This window comes from Gammaproteobacteria bacterium, from assembly GCA_036381015.1.
GTDB lineage: Bacteria > Pseudomonadota > Gammaproteobacteria > Steroidobacterales > Rariloculaceae > ZC4RG20.
The window spans coordinates 128,780-147,932 of sequence record DASVDR010000045.1 but is presented as its reverse complement, the minus strand read 5'-3'; the positions used below and the strand labels follow the sequence as shown (position 1 = coordinate 147,932).

General features: G+C 68.0%; 19 protein-coding genes and 1 tRNA gene. 4 read left to right on the top strand and 16 right to left on the bottom strand.

Annotation, left to right across the window (positions count from 1 at the left end):
• Positions 1-389 precede the first annotated feature (389 nt).
• The 9 genes from VF329_15240 to VF329_15200 form a co-directional block, all read right to left on the bottom strand.
• Positions 390-671, bottom strand: a complete 282-nt coding sequence (locus VF329_15240; GenBank protein HEX7082361.1) for a hypothetical protein — start codon at positions 669-671, stop codon at positions 390-392.
• Between the two features lie 229 nt (positions 672-900).
• Positions 901-1,194 (bottom strand): hypothetical protein, encoded by a 294-nt coding sequence (locus VF329_15235; GenBank protein HEX7082360.1) that lies wholly within the window; start codon positions 1,192-1,194, stop codon positions 901-903.
• Between the two features lie 18 nt (positions 1,195-1,212).
• Positions 1,213-1,986, bottom strand: coding sequence for a hypothetical protein (locus VF329_15230; protein HEX7082359.1), 774 nt, complete (start codon positions 1,984-1,986; stop codon positions 1,213-1,215).
• Positions 1,987-2,145: 159 nt separating this feature from the next.
• Complete coding sequence (locus VF329_15225; GenBank protein ID HEX7082358.1) at positions 2,146-4,710, bottom strand: phage/plasmid primase, P4 family; 2,565 nt, start codon at positions 4,708-4,710, stop codon at positions 2,146-2,148.
• Positions 4,711-4,808: 98 nt separating this feature from the next.
• The gene (locus VF329_15220) at positions 4,809-5,036 is read right to left on the bottom strand and encodes an AlpA family phage regulatory protein (protein ID HEX7082357.1); all 228 of its coding nucleotides are present in this window, start codon (positions 5,034-5,036) and stop codon (positions 4,809-4,811) included.
• A 211-nt stretch (positions 5,037-5,247) separates the two neighbouring features.
• Positions 5,248-6,483 carry an integrase arm-type DNA-binding domain-containing protein gene (locus VF329_15215; GenBank protein ID HEX7082356.1) on the bottom strand — a complete coding sequence of 412 codons (1,236 nt, stop codon included), beginning with the start codon at positions 6,481-6,483 and terminating at the stop codon, positions 5,248-5,250.
• Positions 6,484-6,668: 185 nt separating this feature from the next.
• Positions 6,669-6,742 (bottom strand) — tRNA-Cys (locus VF329_15210).
• Positions 6,743-6,852: 110 nt separating this feature from the next.
• Positions 6,853-7,443, bottom strand: a complete 591-nt coding sequence (locus tag VF329_15205) for a YSC84-related protein (protein ID HEX7082355.1) — start codon at positions 7,441-7,443, stop codon at positions 6,853-6,855.
• A gap of 145 nt (positions 7,444-7,588) precedes the next feature.
• Positions 7,589-8,296: a HupE/UreJ family protein gene (locus VF329_15200; GenBank protein ID HEX7082354.1), complete on the bottom strand. Its 708-nt coding sequence runs from the start codon at positions 8,294-8,296 to the stop codon at positions 7,589-7,591.
• A gap of 101 nt (positions 8,297-8,397) precedes the next feature.
• Between VF329_15200 and VF329_15195 the strand changes: the two genes are divergently transcribed.
• Both VF329_15195 and VF329_15190 read left to right on the top strand, forming a co-directional pair.
• On the top strand, positions 8,398-9,369 hold the full coding sequence (locus tag VF329_15195; protein ID HEX7082353.1) for a DnaJ C-terminal domain-containing protein: 972 nt from the start codon (positions 8,398-8,400) through the stop codon (positions 9,367-9,369).
• 115 nt (positions 9,370-9,484) lie between these two features.
• Positions 9,485-10,222, top strand: a complete 738-nt coding sequence (locus tag VF329_15190) for a DUF3450 domain-containing protein (protein ID HEX7082352.1) — start codon at positions 9,485-9,487, stop codon at positions 10,220-10,222.
• Positions 10,223-10,285: 63 nt separating this feature from the next.
• Here VF329_15190 and VF329_15185 read toward each other — a convergent pair whose 3' ends face one another.
• From VF329_15185 to VF329_15165, 5 genes are all read right to left on the bottom strand, one after another.
• On the bottom strand, positions 10,286-11,146 hold the full coding sequence (locus VF329_15185) for a hypothetical protein (GenBank protein HEX7082351.1): 861 nt from the start codon (positions 11,144-11,146) through the stop codon (positions 10,286-10,288).
• Positions 11,147-11,311: 165 nt separating this feature from the next.
• A complete protein-coding gene (locus tag VF329_15180; GenBank protein HEX7082350.1) occupies positions 11,312-11,815 on the bottom strand; it encodes a hypothetical protein in 504 nt (167 codons plus the stop codon).
• Between the two features lie 140 nt (positions 11,816-11,955).
• Positions 11,956-12,240 (bottom strand): hypothetical protein, encoded by a 285-nt coding sequence (locus VF329_15175; protein HEX7082349.1) that lies wholly within the window; start codon positions 12,238-12,240, stop codon positions 11,956-11,958.
• A gap of 81 nt (positions 12,241-12,321) precedes the next feature.
• Entirely contained in the window at positions 12,322-13,371 is a 1,050-nt protein-coding gene (locus tag VF329_15170; protein ID HEX7082348.1) for a glycosyltransferase, read from the bottom strand.
• 106 nt (positions 13,372-13,477) lie between these two features.
• Positions 13,478-14,437, bottom strand: coding sequence for a DNA topoisomerase IB (locus VF329_15165; protein ID HEX7082347.1), 960 nt, complete (start codon positions 14,435-14,437; stop codon positions 13,478-13,480).
• Between the two features lie 221 nt (positions 14,438-14,658).
• Here VF329_15165 and VF329_15160 point away from each other — a divergent pair, with 221 nt between their 5' ends.
• Positions 14,659-14,817, top strand: a complete 159-nt coding sequence (locus tag VF329_15160) for a YqaE/Pmp3 family membrane protein (protein ID HEX7082346.1) — start codon at positions 14,659-14,661, stop codon at positions 14,815-14,817.
• 66 nt (positions 14,818-14,883) lie between these two features.
• Entirely contained in the window at positions 14,884-16,494 is a 1,611-nt protein-coding gene (locus VF329_15155) for an alpha-amylase family glycosyl hydrolase (GenBank protein ID HEX7082345.1), read from the top strand.
• A gap of 57 nt (positions 16,495-16,551) precedes the next feature.
• On the opposite strand, the gene VF329_15150 is transcribed toward VF329_15155, so the two are convergent.
• Together VF329_15150 and VF329_15145 are read right to left on the bottom strand one after the other, a co-directional pair.
• Entirely contained in the window at positions 16,552-18,009 is a 1,458-nt protein-coding gene (locus VF329_15150; GenBank protein HEX7082344.1) for a hypothetical protein, read from the bottom strand.
• Positions 18,002-19,141 carry a glycosyltransferase family 9 protein gene (locus tag VF329_15145; protein ID HEX7082343.1) on the bottom strand — a complete coding sequence of 380 codons (1,140 nt, stop codon included), beginning with the start codon at positions 19,139-19,141 and terminating at the stop codon, positions 18,002-18,004. Before VF329_15145 ends, VF329_15150 begins: the two co-directional genes overlap by 8 nt.
• Between the last annotated feature and the right edge of the window lie 12 nt (positions 19,142-19,153).

The following is a 19,153-nucleotide window of genomic DNA, read 5'->3' as shown; positions in this document are numbered from 1 at the left end:
CGAGCGGGCACCGGTTGCGCCGCGGATGCAATCGCTCTGAGCAGTTCTGAGACGCTCTCAGGGTCATCGAGCCGCGAGATCGGAACTCCGTCGGCCAGACGCTCGAGATCGCGTGAGAGGCTCACTGGTTTGGCCTGTGAGCTTGTCGACGCCACTTTCGAACGGTGTGTGGCAGGACCGAGAACTTGGCGGCCACCTCGTTAGGAGTGAGACCGTGCTCGAGCAATGCCAGCGCGAGGACCACGTCGGCGTCGGTGATCCCGAGGCGCCGACGCTTCCAATGAGCGCGACGATACGCGCGATTGCTCATGGTGTTGTTCTCGCGAGCGTCCAGCGGATCGCGCGGCCGGTCGCCTCGGCGAGCAGCGCCTGGGCGCGTTGCAGCTCGTTCACGACTGCGCCCGCCTCTCTCGCATTGCGGCGGCGAACTCGTCGAGGCTCGCGTAGCTGTGCACGCCCTGCCAGACGCGGCCGTCGGGATCGAGCACGCCCGCGTCCGGCTCGGTGCGGAGATCGCGCTCGCCGGCGATCGGGTACGTCACCAAGTCGGGGCTGTTGAAGCCCCACGCGGTTATCGGGTCTCGCCACACGGCGCCCGTGTCGTCGATGCCGACGACATAGTACCCGGGCTCGGCCCGTTCGATGTGTTTAAACTCGCTGTCGTTTGCCACTGCTGTGCTCCTTCGCTTATCCACGGTTCTTGAACGATTGATTCGTTGCTCGCGCTGTCGCCGACGTCGATCACTGCGAGATTTCCACTGGCGAACCGCGCCCGCGGACACTCCAAGCTTAGCGGCCACCTCGCGGCTGCTCATGCCGCCGGCGAATAATTCGAGCGCGAGCCTGACGTCGTCCGGCGTGACGCCAAGCTCGCGACGCCGATCGTGTCCGCCCCTCACGCTAGCTCCTGCGGCGCGCCGCTTTCGTGAGCGTGTCTCGCCTTTCGCGCAGTTCACGCACGCGGCGCTCGGCGTCGACGACGCGCATCAACGCGCGGCCTAGCTTCCGCTCGGCCTCCGCGAGTTCCTCCTTGACGGTGCGATTAGCGCCGGTCAGTTCGCGGCGAAGCCACGCTTCGACGCTCGCTTGCGATGCCGGGCGTCTGACGCCTTGCAGTTCGAGGGCTGCATGCAGTCGGGCGTCGCGGCCGGCGTAGTGCGCGATCTGCTCGCGCGGAATGTCTTCCCATTTCATTTTTGCGTTACCTGTCGTTTAAACAAGATCGTCATTCCCGTCGGCCACCTCACCCTCGATAACCGTCGGCGGCGCGAAGCCACACTCGGCATACACGTACTCAAACATGCCGGGCGGTGCGTCGGCCGGGCACGGGTCTATCGGCGGTGTATCAGGGTCAACGCCGAGCCATTTGCGTTTCCACACGCGCACGAACCAAGGGATATAGTCAGGCGCATCTTCGGGCAGGGATCGCGCAAGGAGCGCACGCGCTACCTCGCGCTTGGTGTCCTCGCTGTAGTGCGACGGCGGCGCGAAATGCTGCACGCCTACGGCGTGCTGGTGGCGCTTCACAAGCAACCCGCGCAGTTGCGCCTCCATCTTTAGGAGCGCCGTGATCGGTGCGAACGTCAGTTTTATCGTGCCGTCTTTCTTGTACTCGACGCCGTCGAGCGCAAGGCGCACGTGCTCCGGCTGCTCGTGCAGGGGGCACGGACGCCCGTGCTCGTCGAGCGCGACGTCGCGCCGGGCCAGCGCCAGTTGGGCGATGAGTCCGTGCAGGTCGTCCAGCTCGGCCGCCGCAGCACCATACTTCGCCCGGCGCAGCGCGAGGACGCGGTCGAGCACTTCCGGCCGATGAGCGAGCCGGCTGCCGTGCGCACGGGCCCCCTCGGGACTGGCTTCCGGATACGCGAGCGAGTAACTGGCTTGCTGATTGCCGGACTCGGCCAGCGCGACCGCGAATGTCTCATGCCGCTCATTTGCGAGCGGGCGTCCGGGAGCAGAAACGTTAGCTCGATCGTTACCTTCCACGGCCTGTTACCTGCAATTCCTTTGCGCGTTCGTTCGATGTGTCCCACTTGTCCCACTTTGCAGGGCGTTTTCGGGTTAAGGCCCTAGAAAAGTCGTTTAAATGCTTCCTAGGAGCGATAACCGGAAAACGGCTTTCAAAGTGGGACAAGTGGGACACTTTCATTCCTCGAGCACGCGAATTCCCACAACACCGCTGCACGAGCGACGCCGCCCCGCTTCGCCTTCAACCTTCCGGCTCTCGCGTCGGAAGAACGGAACACATCGCTCTAGCTCGTCCATGAAGCGCCCCCTCCCTAAGTGTTGGTAGCCCGCCTCGCGGCACCATTGCACGTACGCGGGGAACACGGCGCTGTCGAATCCGCTCCCGTTGATCGGCGTCCACGCCTCTCTATCCAGCTCGCAGCACTCGTTGACGAACTGCCCGACGCGATCCTGTTCGGACTGATACTCGAGCCCGGCGGCGAGCACGCAGTCAGGCGGCCTGAGCCCGCCCCTGTGCCACTCGACGGTTCCCTCGACTATCCAGCGCAGCACGCCGGCTCGCTCGGCGGCGAGCGCCTCGGGGAGCGCGTCGTCGCGCGGCGCCGTCGCCTTCCCGCTCTCGACCTCCCCGACCGAGCCAAACTTCACCGGGTATGGCACGAGCAACACGCGCCGCCAGATTGCGAAGTCTTGTCCCTTGATCTGCGGTTTGTGGTTGGTCAGGAGCTGCACCTTATGGGTCGGCGCGAACTCGAAGAAGTCACCGCGCATGTACCGGGCCTTCAGCCGATCGTTGCCGGTGAGCTGCTTCACGAAGCCCTCCCGGAGCACCGCGCCATCGTCGGTCTCGTGCGCCGTCACCATGCGTTTTCCCAGCAAGTCGGCGATTTCCGTCGGATGGCGCTCGCCGCGCCCGCTCGACGTCAGCAAGCTCGGCGGCGCTGCGCCCGCGTAGTCGCCGAGCACGCTCGCGACAAGCTCGAGCAGCGTTCCCTTGCCGTTTGCGCCTTGCCCGATGTGAATCACGAACTTCTGCTCACGAACGTCGCCGGTCGCGCAGTAGCCGAACCAACGCTGCAAGAACGCGGCGAGCGGCCGATTGCCGTCCGTGATCTCGTCGAGGAAACGTTCGAACCGCGGAGCGCTTGCATTCGGGTCATACTCGACCGGGGCGATTCGTGTGATGTAGTCGGCCGGGTTGTGCTCGCGAAGCTCGCCGGTGCGTAGATCGATCGTCCCGTTCAGGCAGTTCAACGCCCACGGGTCCGCGTCGAGCGCCTCGGCCGGAATCGTGAGCTGCTTACGGAGCAATCCGAGCGCGGCGTCTTGCGCGGGCTTCATTTCGCAGCGCACCGACCACTTCTCGAGCGTCTCGGCTTGCGATAGAAGGCGCTCGTATTCGGCGCCCTCCGGCGTCGAGCCGAGGGGGTGCTTGCGTGGGTGGTCGAGCGCCGCTTGTATGAGTTCGCCGATCTCGGCGCGCTTCGCCTCGACGCGTTTTCGAACGCGACGCGCTTCGGCGCGGACGATCGCGGAGAGCCGGCCTGCGCAGCGGTGGGCCTCACCTTCGTCGAACGCCCAGTGCGTGCCGGTCCACCAGTGGAAGCGACTGTTGGCTGCGATGAGCTTCTCGCCGAACGCTTTGCGAATGCGGACCGCGTTCGCCTGATCCGTGTTGAGGTGCTGCGCCGCGGGCACATCGCCGATTGGAACTGCATCCGCCGGGAAATCGCCGGGATCAGCGGCGACGGTTCTCCGGCCACGTGGGTTCGGAATGCCTAGTTCCTCGGCCATCGTGAATACGTGCCTGTAGTCGCAACGCGGCACTGTGTCGCGGTTCCGCTCTAGCCATTCGTCAGCGCCGTCGACGCTGTATTCGCGGATCAGTGCTTCGCCAGCCTCGCCGAGCGACAACAGCGCAAGGTTCGCTTCGTTCCAACGGTTGTAGTTCTCCGCGGTCCTGTTGGGCTTGACCGCCTTTTGGTACCGCGCGTCGCGCAGCACCGTACGAAGGTCCTCGATAAGCTCATCGTCGGGCTCGGTCGGCTCGACAGGCTCGCGCGGCGTAGCGGCGGGCTCGGTTGCCTTCCTGCCGGCTTTGCCGATCGGCGTGATTTCGTCGGCCAGATCAATGCACTTGCCTGTGACGCGACGCGTCTCGTACTCGACGCCCTGCACTCGGCCGACGTAGTAGCAGCGCGACACGTCCCAGCTCTCCGCGCCGAGGATGCCACCTAGGGCGCCGTTGAGCTTGTCCACGAGAGCCGCGTACTCCGTCGGGGAGACCGGCTGTGATAAAGGCGCCATAGCGCGCCAGCGCGGCGCGTCGGGTTTGTGGCTTGGCGTCGTGTGCAAAAACGCCTCGATGTTGGCCTGCTCGAGCCGCTCGGCCGCTTCCGCGATGCTTACTTGCTCGGCGTCGTAGTCACCGATGACACCGAAGAGCCTTTGTACGTTGGCGTTGTTACGGAGCAAGCCGAGCTTGCCGTTCTTTTTCTTCGTGCGCTCATCACCGAACGTTGCGAAGTTCAGCAATTGGCACGCTTGCTTACTTGCGCGCACGTGGGGCGCTCGTGTGAGAATCTCGACCAGCGCGCCCCACGTAAAAGTCCGGCCCTCGGGGTCTGCTGTGGCGCTCTTGAACTGGCTGATCTCGAGTTTTAGTGCGCTGTTAAGCACGGTGACGCGATCGGCGCCCGTGGCGTTAGTTGACTCGCTTCCTGCGATGCTTAAACTGTCCATCGTCCGTTCCAAAAGCCGGGGGCAAGCGTCGTCATTCGCGCCTCCGGCTTTTTCTTTTGGGCCGCTGGTTAGCGCGTGCTAACTCTTGCGGCATTAGGCTAGGCTGCTTCGGTCAGCGCCCCGCGCTCGAGCACGCGGCGGACGTCCTCGACGCGCCACGCGACGGTTTTCGGCCCGAGCCGCACCGGCTGCGGGAAGCGCCCGTCCTTGATACCGCGAAGCCACGTCGACCAGCAGAATGGCAGCACGTGCGCGAAGTGTCGGCGCCGCACAAGCCCGGTCACCGGAAGCCCGTCATCGCCTGTTTGAATCTCGATCCGTTCCATTTTCTAGTCCCTGAACTATTTGCATCCTGTGCATTCAACTTGAAGCCGGATCACTCAATCTCCAATGGCGCTTGTCACACCGCCCCCGGCTTCATCGCAGAAGTGGTCCGAAGTAAGTCGATTTCGGCCCGAAGTAGCCGATTTCGGCCTGTTACGAAAAAGGCCCGCACGAGGCGGGCCTTCTCAGATTTGCGCGAAACGCGCTGAGACGTCAGCCGGGCGGCGCGAGGCTCACGTCGAGCCCTAGCTCGAGCCCGCGCAGGTAATCACCCCACGCCTCCATCATGGCGCGGCGCTCAGACAGGTACTCGGCGGCGTTGTAGACGCCGCGCACGCGGTTCTTCTCGACGTGCGCGAGCTGACGCTCGATCGCGTCGGGGTTCCAGCCGGCTTCGTTCAGGAGCGTCGACGCCATGTGCCGGAAGCCGTGGGCCGTGATCTCGTCTTTCGCGTACCCGAGCCGGCGCAGCGCGGCGTTCAGCGTGTTGTCGCTCATCGGCCGTTGCGGCGAACGCAGCGACGGGAACAGATACCGCCCCCTGCCCGTCAGCGGGTGAAGCTCATGCAGGATTTCGAGCGCCTGTGTCGACAGCGGCACGAGATGGTCCCGGCCCATCTTCATGCGGGCCGCGGGTATCCGCCACGTGGCGCCTTCGAGAGCAAACTCACTCCACTCGGCCGCGCGCAGTTCGCCGGGACGGACGAACACGAGCGGCGCGAGGCTCAACGCGCACTTCACTATGAATGAGCCCTGATACTCGTTGACCGCAGCGATCAGGTCGGCGATCCGCTTCGGGTCCGTCGTCGTGGCAAAGTGCCCGTTGCTCGCCGGCGCCAGCGCCCCCCGGAGATCGGCGGCCATGTCCCGCTTCGCCCGACCGGTCGCGATCGCGTACCGGAAGACGCGTGAGCATAAGGAGCGGATACGATGCGCTGTCTCGGCGGCGCCCCGCTCCTCGACGCGTCGGAGCACCTCGAGCAGCTCGGGCGGCTCGATCTCCGCTATCGGCCGGCGGCCGAGCCAGGGGAACACGTTATTCTCGAGCCGCTCCGTGTTCTGCTCGATTGTGCTCGCGCTCCACGCTGTGCGCTTCGCGGGGCCGCTCGGCGTCGACTGCTTCGTGATCCACTCCCGCGCGACCGCCTCGAAGGAGTTCGTGGCTGCGACCCGCTGAGCGCGCTTCAGCGCCTTCTTGTGCTCGCCTGGATCGATGCCATCGCGGAGCAGCCGGCGGGCTTCCTCGCGACGCTCGCGGGCTTCCGAGAGCGTTACCTCCGGGTACACGCCGAGCGCGAGGCGTTTTTCCTTGCCCGCGTAGCGGTACTTCCAGCGCCAGTAGCGGCCACCGGCTGGCGTGATCTCCAGATACAACCCGCCAGCGTCGGCGAGCTTCCGCGGGGTCTCTCGCGGTTCGGCGTCCTCGATCTTCTTTTTGGTTAGCGGCATGGGGGCACATCCTCCGGGGCATGCTCGATGTGCCCCCGAGGATGCCCCCACGCGGGGGCATCTGCAAGTAATGTCAGGTGATGTCAGGAAGTAGCAGAAAGCGGCGCGAATCGCCGCAGTATCAGCAGGTTACGGCGCGATTAGGGGTAAATGACGCTGCAAGAATCTTTGTGAAATCAAGCACTTGGAGGCTAGGACCGGAATCGAACCGGTGTACGCGGCTTTGCAGGCCGCTGCATCACCACTCTGCCACCTAGCCTCGAGGGATCCGCTGCGCAATGTAGCACAGCGGCAGTGCCGCTGCCGCCGGGCATCACGCTGATCCGCAGGCTCGTCGAGCCGGCGCCGCGGCGCACCGACGGGGCCCGCTCAGTTCAGCTCCTCGATCACCCAGAAGCGCGTGCCGGAGACGTCGGCTTGCGCCATCAGCCCCTTGTCCGTCAGCTGGAAGAACGCGACGCCGTCGATGAAGCTCGATGTGACCGTCACGCCGTCCTGCCCCGCCGCGGCTTGTGCCGTGGTGCTCGCATCCCAGCCGCCGCGGATGAAGCGGTCGAAATGCGCCGGCGTCTCGAACAGGATCACGAGATTGTACCGCTGCGCGCCGATCCCGAAGCCGATGCCGCCGGTGCCCATGCGCATGTACGTACGCCGACCCGAGTTCTTGTCCACCGCGACGCCCGTGCCGCCGCCGCCGGTCACGAAGAATCCGGCCTTCGTGGCGGTGAACGCAGCATAGCCCGCCGCCCGATCGTAGAGATCGCGAGCGCTCGGATTCGCCTCGAAGAGCTCGTCGAGCGCGGCTTGCGCGCTCGCATCGATCTCCTGCCGCCGCTCGGTCACCTCGGCCGCGGTTGCGGGAGCGGCCGCGTCGCCGCCGGCGGCGGCGGCATCGTCCTGTGCGAACGCGACTCCCGACGTCATCCACAAGGCGGTAAGCAACGCTAACCTTTTCTGCATCGACATTCGTTTCCCCTTCGTCGTCGCGACAACGTTGCGAGCCTTCGGTGCCGCGTGCCGGCCGAGCCCGCGGAACGATACTCCGTCGCCAGGCGGCCGCGGAACCGTCGCCAAAGCGCGACAATTCCGGGCGCCGCACGGCGGCTCACGAAATGAAGTAGCCCGTCAGTTGGTAGCCGATCAATACGAACCCCGCCGCCATCAGCGCCACGTTGGTCGCATGGGCGTGCCGCAGAAAACCGCCGGCGGCGCGCCACAGCGTGAAGGCCGTCAAGATCAGGCTCAACGCGAGCAGTTGCCCGATCTCGACCCCGACGTTGAAGGAAATCATGTTGATCACGAGGCCGTCCTCGGAGATCGCGAGGTCCTGGAGCTTCGTGGCGAGCCCGAAGCCGTGGAACAGGCCGAAAACGAGCACGGCGGCCTTCGTGCTCGGCTCGAAGCCGAGCAGCTTGAAGCCGCCGATGTTCTCGAAGGCCTTGTACACGACGGATAGACCGATGACCGCGTCGACGAGGTACGCGTTCACGTGCAACCCGCCGAGCACGCCGAGGAGCAGAGTCGCGCTGTGACCGACGGCAAACAGCGTGACGTAGAGCGCGACGTCCTTCAGGCGATACAGGAAGAAGATGACGCCCGCGAGGAACAGCAGATGGTCGTAGCCGGTGACCATGTGCTTCGCCCCGAGATAGATGTACGCGGGGATGTGCGGGCCGGTGGCTTGAAGCAGGAAGGCCTGATCGTCACCCGCGATGCCGTGCGCGAGCGCGGTTCCCGACGCGAGCAGCGAGAGCGCCGCGCCGAGAAAGGCCGCGCGCCGCGCGCCGACCCGCGAGTCCGCCAGATGCCACATAGCGGCGAATTCTAGCGCAAGGGGCCGCAAATCGCCCGCGTACTCTCTTGATTCCGGCGCCCGCAGCCCCCACCGTTGACGCATTCCCGGGAACTTGCGGCATGGAATACAAGGATTACTACAAGATCATGGGCGTTTCGCGCACGGCGTCGCCGGACGAGATCAAGCGCGCGTACCGGCGGCTGGCCCGCAAGTATCACCCGGACGTCAGCAAGGAGCCGAACGCCGAGGAGCGCTTCAAGGAGGTCGGCGAGGCCTACGAGGTGCTGAGCGACCCCGAGAAGCGCGCGGCCTACGATTCGCTCGGGCCGGACTGGCAGGCGGGTCAGCAGTTTCGGCCGCCGCCCGACTGGGAGCAAACCTTCGGCTTCGGCGGAACGCGTATGCGCGGCGCCCGCGATTTCAGCGACTTCTTCGAGTCGCTGTTCGGCGGTGACGCGTTCGGGGGGCGCACGCGCACGGGCAGCTTCACGTTCCGAGCGCGGGGCGAGGATTATCAGACGACGATCACGCTGTCGCTCGAGGAAGCGTACCGCGGCGTCACGAAGACGTTGACCATCGAGAGCCCGGAGATCGACGCGTCGGGCCGAATCGAGCGGCGCACCCGCACGCTGAACGTGCGCGTTCCGGCCGGTGTCGTCGACGGTCAGCGCATCCGCTTGCCGGCGCAAGGCGGCGCGGGTGCCGGCGGCGGGGCCCGCGGCGATCTCTACGCGATCGTCCGGCTCGCGCCGCACCCGTTTTTCCGCCCGGACGGCCGAGACGTGCACCTGGACGTGCCGGTCACGCCATGGGAAGCGGCGCTCGGCGCAACGATCACGGTACCGACGCTCGGCGGCCCCGTGGACCTCAAGGTGCCGAAGGGCTCGCAGGCCGGCCGCAAGCTGCGCCTGCGCGGTCGCGGGCTTCCGGGAAATCCGCCAGGCGACCAGCTCGTGACGCTCGAGATCGTCGCGCCCCCGGCCACGACCCCCGAGGCGGAGGCGCTCTACCGCCGGCTCGCGGCCGAGATCCCGACGAATCCCCGCGCCCGGTTCGGCCTCGGCGCCGCCGCGAGCAAGGAGACCTCCTGACCGCCGGCGGAGCGAGCCGCTCGATCGCGGAGAAAGGCCGCGCCGGCCGCGCCGTGCGCGGTTGACGCGCCATTCCCTGCGGGCTAGCGTGGAACGCCCACGCGCGGAGGAAGGCATGCGATACCTGAAGCCGGGGCTCGTCGCGGCCGTGCTGTCCGCTCCGGGGGGCGGATGGCTGATGGCGCAGGAGGCCGCCCCCGAGCAGGAGGTCGCTCCCGAGCAGGACACGGCCCCCGAAGCTCCGCTGCCCGCGACGATCGAGCAGTACGATGCCGTCCTCGAGGACGTTGCCGCCCTCGAAACCTACAACGCGCTCCTCGAGCGGCAGATCGAGAATCAGCAGGCGCAGGTCGAGCAGCTCCGCGCCGCGATCGACCGCGTTCCCGAGCTCGAGCGGCAGATTCCGGCGCTGCTGACGAAGATGGTCGACGCGCTCGAGCAATTCGTCGCGCTCGACGTCCCGTTCCTGATCGAGGAGCGCACGGCCCGCGTCGCGATGCTGAAGGAGCTCGTCGAGCGCAGCGACGTGTCGCTCGCCGAAAAGCTTCGCCGCATCATGGAGGCCTGGACGATCGAGACCGAGTACGGGCGCAATTACTCGGCCGAGGTCGGTCCTCTGGTGGTCAACGGCGAGCTCTACCCCGAGGTCGACCTCCTGCGCATCGGGCGCATCGCGTACATCTACATGACGCCCGACGGCAAAGAGCTCGGCGCATGGGATCAGCGCACTCGGACGTGGGAGCCGCTCGGCACCGAGCACCGCAACTCCGTCCGGCAGGTGCTGCGAATGGCGCGCAACCAGATCGCCCCGAATCTCGCCCTGATTCCGATCATTCCGCCGAGCGCTCCATAGTCGAGCTGCGGGCCGCCGGCCGATCACCGGCCCGGCCCGCGGCCGCGGCGGTTCGCGGCGCCGTCAGAGCGGCGCGTCGGGATTCGCGATCGTGCGCCACATGTGCGCCACCGCGCTGCCGTCGTTACCGAGCCCTTCCTTCGGCTGCTTGAAGCGCCGGCCGATCAGATCGACGAACGGCTCGATGGACACGACCGCATTCGGATCGAATGCGTAGAGATCGGACACCGTGACCTCGCGCGGCGCGTCGTACCAGCGATGCTTGCGCACGTATTCATAGGCGGCTTTGATGTGCGGCGCCGGCACGTAATCCTCGCCGAAGACGCGATAGTAGAGATCGGGGTAGACGTACCCCGCCTCCTCGTCCGGATAGAAGCGCAATGCCTGGTGATAGCGGATCGCGAACGCGGTGCGCTCCGGGACGTAGGGCTCGAAGAGCTGCGCGCCCCAATACCCGTGGTCCGACTTGATCATCTCCTGCACGACGTCGTGGAGCAGGCAGGCCAGCACGACCTCCTCGTCCGCGCCGCGCTCGCGCGCCTTGTTCGCGCTCTGGAAGCAGTGATTGCGCGTTCGCATGAAGCGCAGCTCGAAGAAGTCGAGCAGCGTGGGCGCGGCCGGCATGGCGGGCAGCCGCTCCACGTTCTCGCCGCGCGTATCCAAGAACAAATTGCCGACGCCGCGGCGATAAGGACGCGTGGTGATCGCGGCCTCGACCTCCGCCGCGGTCGGAAAATCGGACTGTCCGTCCCGTTCCGGCGCGCCGTCCGCCGCAAGCGGCGAGCCGCCGCCCTCCTCGCCCGAGCGATTCAGCTGCGCGAGCAACGTCTCCTCGAGCGCGTCGGCGCGTGCTTCGTGAGTCATTGCCGCGACCGCCGCCGTACCGCCGAGCCCCGTGATGAACCGCCTGCGATCGAGCTCCATGTCGCCCTCCTCCCCCGCGGCGGACGCTGCCGCGCCTTCGCCCTACTTACCGCAGAACGATCTCGGGATCAACGGGCCCGCAGCCCGCGTCGCCGAGCTTTCCCGCCGACGCGCGCCGGCATCGACGACGCGACGCGCGGCCGGCATCGACGAGCGCGGCAGCGATCAGAAGAAGAGCGCCCAGAGGATCACCACAACGATCACCGCAGCGGCGATCGTCACGAGCTTGCCGAAGACGCGCGGAGATGCGTCGGAGCGCCCCGGCCGCCCGCTCATCGCTTCGTCCGCCGTGAGTCCGTGCATGCCTCGCCCGGCCTCCGCGCGATCGATCTCCTGCTCGACGGCGTGGGGGCTCGTGCGCGTGCCGGCGGCCTCGTCGTCCGTGCCGAGCGGCGCGGCCGCGGGCTCGTCCGCCGTGCTGATGCCTGGCGTGCGTCCGCTCGCGCGCGCCTTGCGCATCTGCTGGGTATTCGGCTCGCGGCCGCTCGCGCTCTGACCGCCGCGCGCCGCTGCCGGCTTCGGGCGGTTCTTGCGCCGCGCCGTATGGTGTCGATTGCCGCGCCGTCTGGGCTTCGATTCGGGCCCCGCCTCTGCCGGGCGTCCGGACTCGTGGCGGCCTTCCGTCCGCTCGGTACCCTCGTCCTTGCCTTCGTGTCGGTCTCGGTCCATGTCTGCCTGCCTTCCTCGGATGCCGAAGGGATGGTCCGGAACGCACGGACTTGGCGAGAGGGGGCGTGCAAGCCGCATGCCACGCCCGCGACGGGGCGGTGCGAAACGCAATATCTGCGCGGCCGGAGCGAGGGGCTATGTCAGCGGCGTCGGGTGAACTTGTTGAAGGTGCTCAGCTCGCCGCCGGACGTCCGTTCCTGATAGAGAAAGGAAAGCTTCTTCTCGTCGAACTTCCTGAAGAAGTCCTCCCACTCGATCGGCTCGATGTCTTCGTCGTCCTCGTCGTCGTATCCCGGGAACGTGATGCGAAGCAATCCGGCGTCGCCCTCGTCACCTGTGCCCTTCACGTGCGCCGGCCGGCCGCCGCGCTCTTCGACCCACTTTCGGATCTCGTCGTGATCCGTCGTCTGCTTCGACTCGCTCATCTTCGGAGCTCCCTGTTGAGTCATTCCTGTTGAAGGGCGGGTCGGAGCAAAATCCATGCCACGGCGGAACGGACCGCGTCGTCAACTGACTGCCGCTAGATGGGACTCGAGCTCGGCTGCGCGGCGGTCCCCGGTGTGCTCGGCGAGCACTCGGGCGCGCGCCGCTTCGCCGATCGCGACGCGCTCGTCCTCCGGCATCTCCCTCACGTGCCGCAGCACGTCCCGGCCTTCGTCCGCGACGAGCACTTCCTCGCCGATCTGGAAGAAGGCGTCCAGGCCGTCCCAATAGTCGGAGATGATCGGCGTGCCGCAACACGCCGCCTCGAACAGCCGCACGCTCGGCGACGAACCGTTCAACCGCGCGTGGGAACGGGTGAGGTTCAGAGTGAAGCGCTGACTGCAATAGAACTCGGGATGCGCGCCCGGCGGCACGTGATCCATGTGGCGCACGTTCGCCGGCCAGAGCATCGTGTCGGGGTACTGCGGGCCGGCGACCGCGAATCGTCCGGCCGCCCAGGTCGCCGCCGGCTCGAGCAACAGCTCGGTGAGCGGCGCGTGCCGATCGGCGGAGTACTTTCCGAGATAGCCGAGATCGACGTCGCGCGGCACGTCGACGGGAGCGTGGACCTCGGGATCGACCGAGCAGTAGAACGGCACCGGCCACCGGGCACCGAGCGCTTTCAGCTCGTCCAGCACCGCTCCGCCCGAGAAGCTCAAGTAAAGGTCGAAAAGCGGGACGAGGTCCTTTTCCATGTATTCGCAGCGCTCGTGCCTCAGCTGCGCCACGGTCACCGGCGTGTCGATGTCGTAGAACGCAAGCAGGCCCTGGGCGCTGCGGCGCAGCGCCCGCGTCAACATCGGCGTCTCCTTCACGAACGACCCGATGACGATGAGGTCGGAGCCCGAGAGATGGCCGCCCCAATCGTGGAGAAGCTCCTCCGCCGAGCGGTAGAAATGCAGCGTTTCGCACGGCGGCAGGTCGCGATGCGCTCCGTACCACGGCTCCGCACGCTCGAAGAAATCCACCGCGTGGCCGCGGCGCCGCAGTGCCGTCACGAGGGAACGATAGGTCGTTGCGTGACCGTTGCCCCAGGACGAGCTCAGACTGAGCCCGATGATGGATATTTTCATCTCCGCCTCTTGGGTGACTCGCCCGCGACGTCGCGCGCACGGATCACCCGCCGCCGTGCGCTCGCAGGCGGACGTTCGTGCCGCACGAAGTGCAAAGCTCATGCCATCAACGGCAGGCGTCGAGAAGGCGCGCGCAGACCGCTTCGGCGCCGGAGAGACGCGCTGCGGCCTGCCGCGCCATGCGCCGTTCCTCGCCGGTCGGCGCCCTGCTCGTTGCGATTTCGAGAATTCCAGGATGAATGTAGCTGCGGCGGGTCACGGCTGACGTGTTCGCGAGCCGCTTCGAGGCGGCGGAGGACGCCTCCTTGATCTTCAGCGTGCGCTCCGCCCCAAGCCAGGTCTCCACGACCGTCACGGTCGCGATCCAAGTTCGAAAGTCCTTTGCCGTGATGTCCTCGCCGCTCGCCTCCCGCAGATAATCGTTGAAGCGGGCGGAATCGATCTCGCGGACGCCGTCCCCGTCCCGGTAGCGGAACAATCGCTGGCCCGGCAGCTCCTCGCAGCGCAGCAGCACGCGCGCGAGCTTCTTGTCGCTGACCCGGATGTCCACCGGGCGCCCGGACTTCGCCTTGAACTTCAGCGCGATGCGATCGCCACGGATGCTCGTGTGGCGGTCGCGGAGCGTCGTGAGCCCGACCGTTCCGTTCTCCTCGAAGTAGCTGCGATTGCCGACGCGAATACCGGTCAGGTCGAGAAGCTGCGCGGCCGCCGCGAGCACGGCGGCCTCCCGCGCCGCGCCCGCGCCGAGGTCCCTTTCGATCCGCTTGCGGACACCCGGCAAGGCGCGGGCGAACACCGCGAGCTGCGCGAACTTCGACCGCTCCCGCATCTCGCGCCACTGCGGGTGATAGATGTACTGCTTGCGGCCCTTCTCGTCGCGGCCTGTCGCCTGAATGTGCCCGCGCGGTTCCGCGCAGTACCAGACGTCCGTCCACGCGGGCGGCACGGCTAGCGCCGCGAGCCGGTGCCTGACGGCGGCATCGCGGACGGCCGCGCCGTCCATGCCGACATACGAGAACCCGCGCCCGCACGGCCGGCGCCCGAGGCCGGGCTCGTCCCCGTTCACGTATCGCAGCGGGGGCGCCGCCGTTGGGAGCGATGTGGGGCGTGAGTCGCGCGCGCTATGAGCGTCGACGGGGCGGCGAGATTTTCGAAGCACCTCGGATCCTTCCGGGCGCGATTCGAACGGCCCGCGTCAGGGGCGGGAGCAATTCCCGTGCCAATATCCGCGGCCGCGTGGCATCCGTCTTGCATTGCACCCGGCCTCGCGCCGATCCGAAGACGACCATGGACATTCTGCGCATCATTCTCGCGATACTGCTGCCGCCGCTGGGCGTGTTCCTGCAAGTCGGCTTCGGGCTGCACTTCTGGCTCAACATCGTGCTGACCCTCCTCGGCTACATCCCGGGGATCATCCACGCCGTGTGGATCATTGCGACCCGTTGAGGCCGCGCGCACCGTCCTCCGAGGTGCCGGCACGAATGCTGCTTGGTAGCCGAAAAGGTGACTTTCTTGGCGGCGACGGCTGAAGCATGGTGGCGGCGCGCGGTGATCTACGAGATCTACGTGCGCTCGTTTCAAGACACGGACGGCAACGGCATCGGTCACCTGGACGGCGTCCGCGAGCGGCTCGATTATCTCGAGTGGCTCGGCATCGACGCGATTTGGCTGTCGCCCTTCTACGTTTCGCCGATGCGGGACTTCGGCTACGACGTGGCCGATTACACCGCAGTGGATCCGATCTTCGGCACGATGGAGGACTTCGACCGGCTGCTCGCCGACGTGCATCGGCGCGGCATGCGCCTTCTGATCGACCTCGTCCCGAACCACACGTCGGACCGTCACGCGTGGTTTCGCGAGTCGGCCTCCTCGCGCACGAGCCCGAAGCGCGACTGGTACCTCTGGGCCGATCCTTCGCCCGCCGGCGGCCCGCCGAACAATTGGCGCAGCGAGTTCGGCGGGCCCGCGTGGACTTGGCACGAGGCGACGGGACAGTACTACTACCACGCGTTCCTGCCCGAGCAGCCCGATCTCAACTGGAGGAATCCGGCGGTCCGCGCGGCGATCGCGGACGTCATGCGCTTCTGGCTCGACAAGGGCGTCGACGGATTCCGCGTGGACGTGCTGTGGCATCTCGTGAAGGACGAGCGGCTGCGCGACAACCCGCCGAATCCCGCCTACGATCCCGAGCGCGATTCCCCGTACAACGCCCTGCTGCCGACCTTCTCCGCCGATCACCCGGACGTGCACGACGCCGTCGCGTATCTCCGGAGCGTCGTCGACGAGTACGACGAGCGGCTGATGATCGGCGAGGTGTATCTGCCGATCGGAAAGCTGATCGCCTATTACGGCGTCGAACGGTCCGGGGCGCACCTTCCGTTCAACTTTCACCTGCTCGAGATCGAATGGGAAGCATCGAAGGTGCTCGCGCTGATCGACGAGTACGACGCGTCCGTTCCCGAAGCCGAGTGGCCGAACTGGGTGCTCGGCAATCACGATCGTCCCCGGATCGCGAGCCGCGTGGGGCGCGAGCAAGCGCGAATCGGCGCAATGCTGCTGCTGACGCTGCGCGGCACGCCGACGCTCTACTACGGCGACGAGATCGGCATGCGCAACCTCGAGCACCTGCCCCCGCAGAAGGTGCAGGATCCACGAGAGCTGAACGTGCCGGGGCGCGGGCTCGGCCGCGATCCATACCGCTCGCCGATGCAGTGGACGGCGGGACCGAACGCGGGCTTCAGCGACGCCGAGCCCTGGCTGCCGGTCGCGCCGGACGCGGCAGCCTTCAACGTCACCGTCGAGCGCGACGATCCGACCTCGTTCCTCTCCCTCTACAAGGCGCTCATCGATCACCGGCGCCGTCACGCGGCGCTTTGCGACGGCCGCTATCGTCCGCTGCCCCTGCCGCCGCCGCTCCTCGCGTACGAGCGCGCGCACGGCGGCGAGCGGCTGCTCGTCGTGTTGAACTTCGGCGCCGCGCCGGCGACGTTCGATCCGCCTCCGAAGTGGCGGGGCGGCCGCGCCGTGCTCTCCACGCTGACGGTGACGACCGCGCCGCGCGACGTCGGCCGCGCGCTGACACTGCGCGGGCACGAGGGACTGCTGATCCTGCCGCCGCGCTGAGCGCGGCCGACGCGACGCAGGCGGCGAGAGCCGCGGAGCGTGATCACGGCGCAGGGCCTAGCGGTTCGCCTCGCGCACGAGCGCGTCGAACGCCCGCGTCGCGTGCTCGAGCAGCACGGCCGCATCAGGCGGCGATGGGGAGCGAACGACGCGCAGCGGCGCCCGCCCTCGCGGCGTCCATCGCATCGCGTGCCGCGGGCCGGCGGACTCGATGAAGAGATCCAGCGCCGGCACGTCGAGCGCCGCCGCGATGTGCTGACCCGCGGAGTCATAGCCCACGTAGACGTCCGCGCACGCGACGGCCGCGAAGAACGTATCGACGTCGCCCTCCCAGGTCAGCACGCTCGCGGCGAGCAGGCCCTCCGCCTCGAGCTGGGGATCGAGATCGGCGGTCGCGATGCCGCGGGCCGCGAGACAGCCCGCGAGACGTCGAGTCTCGCTCGCCTCGCCCGGCGTCGCGCCGCGGGCGAGCAGCACGCGTGCGCCGCGGTGCACGAGCCGTTCGAGCAGATCGGCCTCGAGCTCGAGTCCCGCGCGCTTCCGGCCGTTGCCGCCGACGCCGAAGCTCGCGCTGACGGCGAGCGCGCCGTCCGCCCATCGGGCGCGCAGCGCGCGCCATCGCGCTGCCACGGCCGAGTCGATGCGAAGCGCGTGATCCGGCGTCCCGCAGCCGCCGAAGGTTTCGTCCAGCCAGCGCCGAACGAGAACGCCGAGCGGCTCCGTTCCTTCTTCGCCGTAGCTGCGGCTCGGGAAATGAAAATAGCGCTCGGGCGGAACCGGGCGCAGCAAGCCGAGCTGAGTCAGCCGCGAATCCGGATCGACCAGCAGGTACTCGCCGGAGCGCAACCCTTTGCAAGCAACGCGGGCCGCGGCACGCAGCGCCGGCCATGCGTTCAACCGCTCGGAGAGAAAGTCGCTCCGGCGATACGGCACTTCCGCGTGCGCGACCCGCGCGAAGCTCCGCGCGAGCACCGCCGAGGCCCGGGTCCCGAGAAGGACGATACGGGCTTGCGGAAAGAGCGTTTCCATCCGGCCGAGGATCGGCATCGTGATCGCGACGTCCGCGCCCAGAGTGAGCCGCGACGGCACGAGGATCGTGCGCACTCGGCTGCGCTCGACTGAGCCGAGAGGCGCGGGCTGCGGCACGCCGAGAAGCTCGCGCGTCGTCATCACGCCGTCCTCCGCCAATGCGCGATCGAGCGAAGCGCACTGCGGCCGAACGCGCGCGGCCGCGATGATCTGCGCGAAGGCGCTGCGATACGTTTCCGCGCCCCGGCCCGTGAACCCGTCACAGAGAGGCTCGACGATCCGCTCGAACAGCAAACGGGTGCCGTATGCGGCGACATCGCAGTCGTCGGACAGCGCGAGCTCGGCCAGCCGTGCAATGCTGCGGCGCAGCGGCACCCGGTAGCGCTCGTGATGGGCCCAGAACTCCGCGATCGCGGTCTCCGCGCTCGGCACGGGCGCGGGGCGCGCGCCCCGCGGGGTGCCTGCGGCTGCGTGCCGCTCAAGCACGGCGCGCCTCCACGGGCGTCGCCCGCGGCGGCGCCGAGGCCGCGAGCAGCTCGAGCGCGGCGTCCGCCACGTCCCGTGGCTCGAAGCCGAGGCATTCGTGGCCGAACGGGCAGTCGAACGCATAGCACGGCGCGCACGCGGTCGGCTTGCGGAGTAGCCGATGCGGCGAGCGGCGCGGCGCCCACTGCGATTCGAGGTCGGTGCCCGAGAAAGTCACGACGGCAGGCGTGCCGAGCGCGTCCGCGAGATGCATCGCGAGCGTGTGGTTCGTGATCACGAGGCGCGCGTCGCGGACGAGCGCGGCGAGCTCCGCGACGGACGTGCGCCCTGCGAGATCGACGGCCGCCGTGCCGACGGCTTCGGCGAGCGCAGCCGTCCCGTCGGCCTCGCGCGCGCTGCCCGTGACCACGACCGACAAGCCCGTCGCCGCCGCGACGAGTCGGACCGCTTGCGAACCGTGCCGCGGATCCCAGGTGCGCGCCGCGGCCGTGGCCCACGGATTCCACAGCAGGTACGACGCGCCGTCGGCAATCCCCCGCTGCCGCAGCAACGCCGCGGCACGGCTTCGCGCCTCCGGCGGAATGCGCACCTCGAGAGCCGACGAGCGAACGCGGAAGCCGAGCGCGGCGACGACCGCGAGGTTGCGCGCGGTTTGGTGACACTCGAACGGCGGGAATGCGACGGGATCGGTCAACAGTCCGCTCCGCTCCCGGGACGCTCCCGCGCGCAGCGGAATCCCGGCGAGCCACGCGACGAACGCCGCCGGGTGCGGGCTCTGGCTGAAGCTCGTCAGGATCACGGCGCCGTCGAACCGTCCGGCCGCGAGCCTCGCGATCAGCCCGCGCTCGCGGCGCGGCTCGAACGGCAGGCGGCCGAGGTCCTGCCACAGCACCCGGCGCACGATCACGTCGTCGATCCAGGGCAACAGCGGCGCCGCCTGCGCGCCCGTCGGGCTTGCGAGCAGCGTGACGTGCACGTCCGGCAGCGTCTCGCGAACGGCGCGCAACGCCGGCCCCGCCATCACGACGTCGCCGATGTTGTCGGCGCGGATCACGAGAAGACGGCGGACCGCTTGCCAGCGACCGCCCGCGCTCGCCGTCGTCCTGCCGCCCTCTTCCGCTCCGTCGTCCATGCTCGTGGCCCG